This window comes from Actinomyces sp. 594, from assembly GCF_019325145.1.
Taxonomy (GTDB): domain Bacteria; phylum Actinomycetota; class Actinomycetes; order Actinomycetales; family Actinomycetaceae; genus Actinomyces.
In genome coordinates this window covers 136,159-144,624 of record NZ_PIZC01000048.1, presented here as the reverse complement: position 1 = coordinate 144,624, position 8,466 = coordinate 136,159, and the positions used below count along the sequence as shown (strand labels likewise).

At 70.4% G+C, this 8,466-nt stretch carries 9 protein-coding genes; 4 read left to right on the top strand and 5 right to left on the bottom strand.

What is annotated here, in order from left to right:
* Positions 1–80: 80 nt before the first annotated feature.
* Entirely contained in the window at positions 81–647 is a 567-nt protein-coding gene (locus tag GZ998_RS08395; RefSeq protein ID WP_219109583.1) for an NADPH-dependent FMN reductase, read from the bottom strand.
* 229 nt (positions 648–876) lie between these two features.
* The gene (locus GZ998_RS08390) at positions 877–1,824 is read right to left on the bottom strand and encodes a patatin family protein (RefSeq protein WP_219109582.1); all 948 of its coding nucleotides are present in this window, start codon (positions 1,822–1,824) and stop codon (positions 877–879) included.
* 137 nt (positions 1,825–1,961) lie between these two features.
* Between GZ998_RS08390 and GZ998_RS08385 the strand changes: the two genes are divergently transcribed.
* Positions 1,962–3,077, top strand: coding sequence for an NADH:flavin oxidoreductase/NADH oxidase (locus GZ998_RS08385; protein ID WP_162679138.1), 1,116 nt, complete (start codon positions 1,962–1,964; stop codon positions 3,075–3,077).
* 155 nt (positions 3,078–3,232) lie between these two features.
* Here the strand turns inward: GZ998_RS08385 and GZ998_RS08380 are convergent, their stop codons facing one another.
* Positions 3,233–4,615, bottom strand: coding sequence for a M18 family aminopeptidase (locus GZ998_RS08380; protein WP_161923640.1), 1,383 nt, complete (start codon positions 4,613–4,615; stop codon positions 3,233–3,235).
* Between the two features lie 119 nt (positions 4,616–4,734).
* Here GZ998_RS08380 and GZ998_RS08375 point away from each other — a divergent pair, with 119 nt between their 5' ends.
* Both GZ998_RS08375 and GZ998_RS08370 read left to right on the top strand, forming a co-directional pair.
* On the top strand, positions 4,735–5,388 hold the full coding sequence (locus GZ998_RS08375; RefSeq protein WP_162679139.1) for an HAD family hydrolase: 654 nt from the start codon (positions 4,735–4,737) through the stop codon (positions 5,386–5,388).
* A 131-nt stretch (positions 5,389–5,519) separates the two neighbouring features.
* The gene (locus tag GZ998_RS08370; RefSeq protein ID WP_237564285.1) at positions 5,520–6,125 is read left to right on the top strand and encodes a GtrA family protein; all 606 of its coding nucleotides are present in this window, start codon (positions 5,520–5,522) and stop codon (positions 6,123–6,125) included.
* 48 nt (positions 6,126–6,173) lie between these two features.
* Here GZ998_RS08370 and GZ998_RS08365 read toward each other — a convergent pair whose 3' ends face one another.
* The gene (locus GZ998_RS08365) at positions 6,174–6,893 is read right to left on the bottom strand and encodes a peptidyl-tRNA hydrolase (protein ID WP_162679162.1); all 720 of its coding nucleotides are present in this window, start codon (positions 6,891–6,893) and stop codon (positions 6,174–6,176) included.
* Positions 6,894–6,978: 85 nt separating this feature from the next.
* Here GZ998_RS08365 and GZ998_RS08360 point away from each other — a divergent pair, with 85 nt between their 5' ends.
* On the top strand, positions 6,979–7,608 hold the full coding sequence (locus tag GZ998_RS08360; RefSeq protein WP_162679140.1) for an HAD family hydrolase: 630 nt from the start codon (positions 6,979–6,981) through the stop codon (positions 7,606–7,608).
* 53 nt (positions 7,609–7,661) lie between these two features.
* On the opposite strand, the gene GZ998_RS08355 is transcribed toward GZ998_RS08360, so the two are convergent.
* Positions 7,662–8,273 carry a GNAT family N-acetyltransferase gene (locus GZ998_RS08355; protein ID WP_219109581.1) on the bottom strand — a complete coding sequence of 204 codons (612 nt, stop codon included), beginning with the start codon at positions 8,271–8,273 and terminating at the stop codon, positions 7,662–7,664.
* Positions 8,274–8,466 lie beyond the last annotated feature (193 nt).

The window sequence follows — 8,466 nt, the reverse complement described above, 5'->3', positions numbered from 1 at the left end:
GGGGCGCGGACTGTGTCCGCGCCCCGCCGGCATCAGTGTTCTCCCGGGCCCGTCTACCACCGCACCCGGGCAGAGGCCGCTCAGGCCTTGCGCGAGTTGATGGAGGCGACGACTGCGTCGAGGGTGGCCGCCAGCTCACCGTCCCGCAGGTCCGCGGGGGTGAAGGTGCTCATGTCAGCCGAGGCGTCTATGTACAGCATCAGCTGCACGGCCGGGAAGACTGTGTGCATGCTCCAGCCGCCCAGGACCGTGCGCCACTGCTCGACGGCACGGATCGCGCCGTCACCGGAGTAGCCGACAAAGCCGACTGTCTTGTTCGCGAACTCGGAGAAGAGGTGGTCGGTGGCATTCTTGAAGGCGCCGGGGATGCCGTGATCGTACTCGGAGGTGACGAACACGAAGCCGTCCTGGGAGTCGATGGCCTCGGACCAGGCCTGCACCCGCGGGTCGTCATACTGCTTGTTCGCCGCCGCAGGCGGGATCGGAGAGGTGAACAGGGGCAGGTCAAAGGACTTGACGTCGATGATGGAGTAGTGGGCGTCGCCACGAGCACGCGCGTGCTCAAGCACCCACTCGGCGATCTGCTCGCCTAGGCGGACCTCCCGCACCGATCCGAGGACGATCCCGATCTTGGGCTTGTTGGTCATGGAGTTGTTCCCTTCAGGCCATAGCCCGCCCGGGTCCGGGCGGCGCAGGACACAACTCAACACGGCAGCCACTGCCAGGGCTAGCGAAACCGAACGTTGACATCGCCACAGCCTCGTAACCTGCGTTACGTCCGTTCACACTGCAGGCGCCCTGCAGGCAGCCGACTCGCGGCACTAACCGGCCCGCAGTTCGGGCCGCAGGCTAATGACCACCCGACCGGTAACCCGGCTACAGGCCCAGGAAGTCCAGGATCTCGGGCAGCTCCCGCCGGGCCTGCGCCAGGCCGAGCTCGTAGGTGCTCACCACGCGGTCATAGCGCAGCTCACCGTTTTCAATCGGCATGCGATCCGGCTGGAACAGGTAGACGCGGCCTTCACGCCGCCCCTGCTCCAGCTCCTCCAGGGTGCGGTTGTAGCCGGTGGGCCGGTTGATGATGGCCTCGGCGACCGCCGGCTGCTTGTAGAACATGCGCCGATAAGCGGCCGCACGCTTCTCAGCGGGCTTGCGGTAGCCGGCCGGGCGCGTGGAGACCACAAGCATGCGCTCGTAGCCGTCTGCCACCGCCGCGTCGGTGGCGAAACCACCGGTCGGCCCGAGCGCGCCGTCGAGGTAGGGCACCTTATCGATGTGAACGGTGGGCATTAGCACCGGCATGGACGAGGAGGCCTGGCAGCGCACCAGCAGGTCTTCCATGGCGTCCATGTCCTCCAGGCCCCAGTAGACCTCCTCGCCGGTGTCGCAGCGGAAGGAGCCGATGCGCACGGTCGCCTCGGAGGCCTTGAAGGTGTCCCAGTCGAAGGGGAAGCGCTCATCCGGCAAAGAGGTGTGCTGGTAGATGTGCTCGGAGTTGAAGTACCCGCGCCCGCGCGCGAAGCTGCCCCAGCCGCCGGCCTCCGGGTCAGTGGTCAGTCCGACGAAGGCCTCACGAGTGCGCCACAGGTCGCGGGAGACCATGTTGACCGTGTTCGTTGACCCCGCGGAGATGCCACCGACCCAGGGGAAGAACAGTCCCTCCTCCAGCAGCACCTGCACGAGCGCCGCGGTGTAGGTGCCGCGCATGCCACCCCCCTCGAATACGAGGGCGACGTCCTCAACGCGCCGGGTGATCGGGGCGGGCGCGTGGGCCGGATCGCCGTAGGGAACAGGACGGGCTGGAGCGGGAGTCGCAGTGGTCATGATGGGTAAAGGCTATCGAGTCCGCTCGAGCTAGGCGGACGTGATCCCCACCGCAACACTTTCAGCCGGAGGGCGAGCATCCGGCCGGAGGCCCGCCACCCCTAGCCCGCGGCGCTCGAGTCGCGTAGCGTGAAGCCATGGCGAATCCAATGCTGCTTCAGCCCCTTTCCCTGCGCGGGCTCACCGCCCGCAACCGCCTGTGGCTTCCTCCCATGTGCATGTACTCGGTCGTCAATGAGGACGGCATTCCGGGCAACTGGCACGCCCTGCACTACGGCACACGCGCCCAGGGCGGCTTCGGCACGATCATCGTGGAGGCCAGCGCCGTCACCCCGGAGGGGCGCCTGTCCCCCAATGACCTGGGCCTGTGGGATGACGCCCAGATCGCGGGGCACGAGTATCTCGTCAAGGCCATCCACATCGGCGGCGCACTGGCGGGTGTGCAACTCGGCCACGGGGGACGCAAGGCGGGCACGCCGCCGTGGCGGCCCGACGTGGACGGCGCCCGCTCGGGCACGCTGCCCGGCTGGGACCTGGTGGCGCCCACCACCACGCCCTATCCGGCGCACGCCGCGCCGCGCGCCCTGACCACGGATGAGATCGCCGATACGGTGCAGGCCTTCGCCGCGGCCGCCCGCCGCGCGGTGGCCGCCGGGTACGACGTGATCGAGCTGCACGGCGCCCATGGCTACTTGATTCACCAGTTCCTCTCTCCGCTGTCCAACACGCGCACCGATGCCTACGGCGGCTCGGACGAGGGGCGCAGGCGTTTCGCACTGGAGGTGGTCCGGGCGGTGCGCGAGGCCATTGGGGACGACAAGGTCCTTGACATCCGCCTGTCCGCGACCGACTGGGCCGAGGGCGGGGTTACCGGCGAGCAGACCGCTGAGCTGGCTCAGCAGCTGGTGCAGGCGGGCGTTGACGTGCTGCACGTGTCCACCGGCGGGAACGTGCCTACGAAGGTGCCGGTGGGGCCCGGCTATCAGGTCCCCTACGCCGCCCAGGTCAAGCAGGCCGTGGCCGGCATGACGACGCCGGGTGGCGGGCAACCGCAGGTGGTTACCGTGGGCATCATCGACTCCGGCCTGCAGGCCGAGCAGATCCTGGTGGCAGGCCTGGCCGACGCCGTCGCCGCGGGACGGCCGGCGCTGCGTGACCCCTACCTGCCGGTGCGCTGGAGCCACGAGCTCGGCGTGAACGACTGGCAGGCCGTTCATCTACCGGTCCAGTACTGGCGCGGCGCCTGGCGCTGAAACCGGCTGGGACCCTGCGCGGCTGGTGCTGGCGGTTGCGTTGCCGGGCACTCGCGCTTGGCGGCCGCCCGGCACCCGCCGTACTCGGCCGGGGCCTGGGCGGCTGCCGCAGCACGGCGGACCGAGGGACTGCGCGCGTCGGCCGCTCTGCGTTTTCAGGCTCCCAGCCAGTAGGAGCGCATCGCGCGGGCTAGGTTAAGGCCGTCGCTCAGGGCGCACATCTCCCGCTGGGAGTGCATGGACAGCAGCGGCTGGCCGACGTCGACCGTGGGAATGCCCAAGCGGGTGGCGGTGATGGGGCCGATCGTGGTGCCGCAGGGCACGGCGTTGTTGGACACGAAGTCCTGGCTGGGCACGGCGGCCGCGCGGCAGGCACGCGCCCACGCGGCCACGGCAGCGGCGTCGGTCGCGTAGCGCTGCTGGGCGTTGATCTTCAGCAACGGCCCACCGCCGAGGACGGGGCGTACGGCGGGGTCGTGCAGCTGGGGATGGTTCGGGTGGGTGGCGTGGCCCGCGTCGGCTGAGACGCACAGCGAGCGGGCCAGCAGGGCAGCGTAGGCCTCGTCGGACACTCCCAGCACACGTGCCAGGCGCTCCAGGACGGTCTGCAGGAAGGGGCCGGCGGCGCCGGCGCGGGTCCCGCTGCCAACCTCTTCATGGTCGTTGGCCACGAATACGACCGGGTTGGGGAGATCGGCGTCGGCGCGCGCCAGGCCCTCGAGGGCGGCGAGTGCGGCGTGCACCGAGGAGAGGTTGTCCAGGCGGGCGGAGGCGAGGAACTCGCCGTGAAGCCCGAACCGGGCCGGAGGCTCGGTGGGGTAGGTGAGGATGTCGGCGAAGGCGAGGTCGGCGGGGTCGATGCCCGCCAGGTCGCACAGGTAGAGCTCTGGCGCGTCAGGGCGCGGCGGGGCGGTCGCGGCGCGGGCTGGGCCGGCGCCCTCTGCTGCGCCAGCCACGGGGGCGTCCGCCGGGCCGGCCAGGGTCCACAGGGGAAGTAGGTGGGCCTGCTTGTCCAGGTGCAGGGAGTCGTTCACGGAGCGGTCCAGGTGTGGCGCCACCTGGGCTACACGGGCGATCGGACCGGTGCGCACCAGATGTGCGGTGCCCTCATGCGTGACCAGGCGACCGGCCAGTCCCAGCTCCCGGTCCAGGAATGAGTTCAGCAGCGGCCCCCCGTATACCTCCACGTTCAGTAGCTGCACGCCCTCTCGCACCATGGCGGCACGGGGCTTGAGCCGCAGCGCCGGCGAGTCGGTGTGGGCGCCGACGATCCGCCAGCCCGCATCTGCCCCCGTGCGCCCGGGCAGCAGCCAGGCGATCACCGCGCCGTCACGGATGGTGTAGCCGCGCCGGGGCAGGTCGGCGCCCCAGGGCGCGCGCTCATCCACTGCCGTCAGGCCTACCGCATCCAGTCGGCGCGCGACCTCCGCGGCTGCGTGGTAGCTGGTGGGCGAGGCGACGACGAAGTCGATGATGGACTCGGCGTAGGCATCATCGCCACGCAGGGCGGGTGCGGTAAGGGTTGCGGGATCTGCCATGGGCCCAAGTATGGCCCCCTGGCCAATCATGTCCGCGGCCGCGCTCCGCGCTGCGGTACTCGTCATCCTCTTTCCGGGACTCACTGGCGAAACTGCGCGCCTTACGCCACGATCACCTCATGACGTCGCACTCCCCCGCCCCGCCCGCCATCCCCGCCCTCGGCACCAGTGCGGTGCGGGCCGTTCTACTGGACGCCGACGGCGTACTGCAGTTCATCGGCACTCCGTGGGACCAGGCGCTGACCGCCGGCGGAGGGGCGGAGTTCTGCCGTCGTCTCCTCGCCGAGGAGGCCGCCGCACTGGAGGGACGCGAGAGCCTGCGCACCCTGCTGGAGCGGCTGGTCGACGAGCTGGAGCTCACCACCGGCGCGGAGCAGCTTCTGGAACTATGGTGGCAGGCCACACCGGACCCGCTCGCCTGGCAGACCGTGCGCGACCTCAAGGCCGCCGGGTACACCACGGTGCTGGCCACCAATCAGCAGCACGAGCGCCGCGCCTGGATGCGCGCCGCCCTCGGCTATGACGGCCTGTGCGACGTGGACGCCTACTCGTGCACACTCGGGGTAGCCAAGCCCAGCCCGGACTACTTCCGTGCCGTACTGGACCTGGTGGGGGCAGATCCGGATGAGGCACTGTTCGTTGATGACAACGCCGCCAATGTGAGCGCAGCCGCAGCGATTGGTATCCGCACCGTGCATCACCCGGCGGACGCCGGCGGCGCCCTGCTGCGCCAGGAGGTCATCTCCGCATTGACGGACCCGCATCGTTCTTGAGGAGGACAGGCCAGTCGGCAGTCTCATACTTTCGGAAACCAGATTTCATTCATACGGGCTTGCGAGCCGCGCCCGGACGCACAAAACTCAGTGCTGTTGGCGCAACTGACGAGGCGCACGAGAGGAAGACCATGACGAGCATCTCGACGTCCAGGCAAATGCAAGGACCGTACGCCTCCTCCGCTGCCGCCCGGACACCGAGCAGCATCACGGCCGCCACCACCGCGCACCGGCGCCTGAACGCCCGGCTGGATGACCCCGCACGACGCGCCCCACGCGTCTTCATGAACCTGCTTAGGCGCATTCACCGACTACTTCCGGGCATCGTGCGCCGTCGCGTCCCGGTGACCTTCATCGGCTACGCGCTGATCAACGGCTCCGGCTTCATCATTGACATCGCTTTCCTGTGGCTGTTCTACGAGCGGATGCACTGGTTCTACCCGCTGGCAGTCACCGTCGGCTACGCAATCGCCGGCGTGTACTCGCTACTGCTGAACCGGTGGCTGAACTTCCAGTCCCACGGCTCACTGACGTCCCAGGGATCGCGGTACGCAGTCGGCCTGGTTTCCCAGTACGTCATCTTCATTCTGGGACTGTCCAGCCTGCTGCACCTGGTGGGTGTCAACGCCGAGCTGGCGCGGTTCGCCTCCGCCTGCTGCGAGGGAATCTACCTGTACGCGCTGATGCGCCTGTGGGTATTCCGCGGCACCCCTGAGCCTACCGCCGACGCCGCCTGACCCCTGCCTCACCGCCTCATCGGCAGCGAGGGCGCCCCGGGGTGCCTCTCACCAGAAGGCGCGCGTGGTCTCCGCGGGCCCGTCAAGCTCGGTGTAGCCGGCGTCAACCACCGACACCGGGCGCGGCCGGGAGCCCCAGGAGGACTCCGTCGGGAAGACGACGCGCACCCGGTACCCCTGCGCGGCCCAGCGCTCGCGCAGGTCGGCGGGCAGTTGTGGGCTCTGCCAGGCCAACTGGGCGGCGTGCGCGACCTGCGCGCACAGCTTCCCGCTGGTCATCTCCTCCAGCGGGGTGACCTCCACAGTCACCAGCGCCTGCCGGGAGGCCGACTCGCTGGACAGGGCGATCCCCCGGGCGGCGTCGGGGTCCTTGGCAACGGCAGCGGTGATCGCCGCGGGCGGCGGGGGCAGCTGGTCCCCGTGCGGGAAGTGCGTGCCCTCCACCTGGGTCTTGGCCAGCGGCGTCGGCAGCGGGCGCACCGGGCCGGGGACTATCGCACGCGCCTCGGCCACGCCCCAGCCCTCCGGCCCTTCCTGAGCGACCGTCACCCCGGGTAGTTCTTGGATCTCCTCCCACCGTAAGCCGCGAGCGCGGCGCACCAGCTTGCGGATGCGCCCGTCGCGCCAGTACTCGACGGCGTCGTGCCAGGGGCCGCCCGGCGCCGCCTCGGGGGCGGCCAGCAGGGCGACTACGGCGCGGGCCGCCGCCTCGGCGACGTCGATGCGGCGGGGCGGGTGCACCTTGTCGTAGTGGACGGCGATCTGCATGGCCCAGGGGATGGCGTGATCGGAGCTGACGGATGCGAGACGCGAATCGGCTGCCGCGTCGGCCGATTGCGGGGACAATGACTGCATGCGTCACATTATCTGGGACATGGGCGGCACACTGGTGGACACCTACCCGGAAGTCGACCGGGTCCTGTGCGAGGCGGCCTTCGGGGACGCGGAGCCCGAGCACCTGCGTCACGTCACCAGCCTGACCCGTCACTCCATTGCCCATGCGATCGCCACGCTCAGCGCCGAGCGGCGCCTGGAACCGGAGATGCTGGAGGCGGCGTACGCCGATTTGAAGGAGCGGTGGCGTCGGCGGCCTGCGCCCGTGATGGACGGCGCCCGGGAGGTGATGGCGCGGGTGAGCGAATTGGGTGGCCTGAACCTGGTGGCCACACACCGGGACCGCGTTTCCGCCACCGCACTGCTGCAGGGGCTGCACCTGGAGATGGACGATGTTGTCTGCGCCCCGGATGGGGTGGCCCGCAAGCCCAGTCCTGACATGAACCTGTTGCTGGCGCAGCGGCACGGTCTTGACCCGGCGGAGGTCCTGTGCGTTGGGGACCGGCCGATCGACGTCGTAGCCGCACGGGAGGCGGGGATGCCGGCGGCGCTGCTGGTGCGTCCGGGCACCTCCGTGACCCTGCCCGACGACGCCCCCGGCGCACTCGTCGTCGCCAGCCTGCGGGACCTGCTCCCCCTGCTGGACTGAGGTCTTCCGGCCCGTTCCGAGCGAACGCTGACGGCTGCTCGTAGGCCCCGAAGTCAGTGATCCGCTGTGCCCGGCAGGCGCATCAGCAGGGCGTCATCGAAGACGAGGCCCGCGTAGCCGTCCACGTGCGCGACCTCCTGGAAGCCGGCGGCCAAGTGCGCAGCGACGGAGGCGTGGTTGGCAGTCTCGACGACGCTGAACAGGTCCTCCCCCGGCTCGAGCTCCTGCACCGCTGCGCCGACCGCGGCCAGCAGGGCACGGCCGATCCCGCGGCGTCTGGCACCGGGGTCGACGATGAGGCCGGAGACCATCCAGTGCTCCGGGCGCCCCTCCATGTCGCCGGGCAGGAGGAAGGCGCCGGAAAGGGCGACCGGGGCGGCCGTGTCATCGGCTTCGGCCGACTGGGCGACCGCATCGACCTCGGCCAAGTCGACCTCGGCCAAGTCGACCTCGGCCGCCTGCCCGACCGCGCCTTCAGCAGCGGTGGGCTCGGCGTCGTCGGCGGGGAGGGAGGCCAGCAGCAGAACCGGCAGGGCCGCAATCATGCGCGGCGCCTGGTCCAGCGCCTCCTCCACGCTGATCCCCCGCAGGGCGAGCAGGCGGGCGACCCGCGCGACGTCGTCGGGGCGGGCGGGGCGGATGTGGATACGCGAGTGCTCACTCATGCCGCTTCTCCCGTCCGGCGGTGGTGACAGGACCGATGCTCGCTGGGGTCGCCAGTGCAGAGGTCGGTGCGATGCCCGGGGACCTGTATTCGATGCCGGTGACGCGCATGGGGGCCATCATGCACCCGCGGGTGCCGGTGCCGCCTCAAGGACGGCCGCGGCACCCGCGGGTGGCGGTGGCGGATCGCATGGT

Excerpts from the sequence above, each read along its gene's own strand:
- GZ998_RS08375 (WP_162679139.1), top strand. The coding sequence starts at position 4,735 with ATGACGTCGCACTCCCCCGCCCCGCCCGCCATCCCCGCCCTCGGCACC.
- GZ998_RS08385 (WP_162679138.1), top strand. The coding sequence starts at position 1,962 with ATGGCGAATCCAATGCTGCTTCAGCCCCTTTCCCTGCGCGGGCTCACC.
- GZ998_RS08365 (WP_162679162.1), bottom strand. The coding sequence starts at position 6,893 with ATGCAGATCGCCGTCCACTACGACAAGGTGCACCCGCCCCGCCGCATC.
- GZ998_RS08395 (WP_219109583.1), bottom strand. The coding sequence starts at position 647 with ATGACCAACAAGCCCAAGATCGGGATCGTCCTCGGATCGGTGCGGGAG.
- GZ998_RS08355 (WP_219109581.1), bottom strand. The coding sequence starts at position 8,273 with ATGAGTGAGCACTCGCGTATCCACATCCGCCCCGCCCGCCCCGACGAC.
- GZ998_RS08380 (WP_161923640.1), bottom strand. The coding sequence starts at position 4,615 with ATGGCAGATCCCGCAACCCTTACCGCACCCGCCCTGCGTGGCGATGAT.
- GZ998_RS08360 (WP_162679140.1), top strand. The coding sequence starts at position 6,979 with ATGCGTCACATTATCTGGGACATGGGCGGCACACTGGTGGACACCTAC.
- GZ998_RS08370 (WP_237564285.1), top strand. The coding sequence starts at position 5,520 with ATGACGAGCATCTCGACGTCCAGGCAAATGCAAGGACCGTACGCCTCC.
- GZ998_RS08390 (WP_219109582.1), bottom strand. The coding sequence starts at position 1,824 with ATGACCACTGCGACTCCCGCTCCAGCCCGTCCTGTTCCCTACGGCGAT.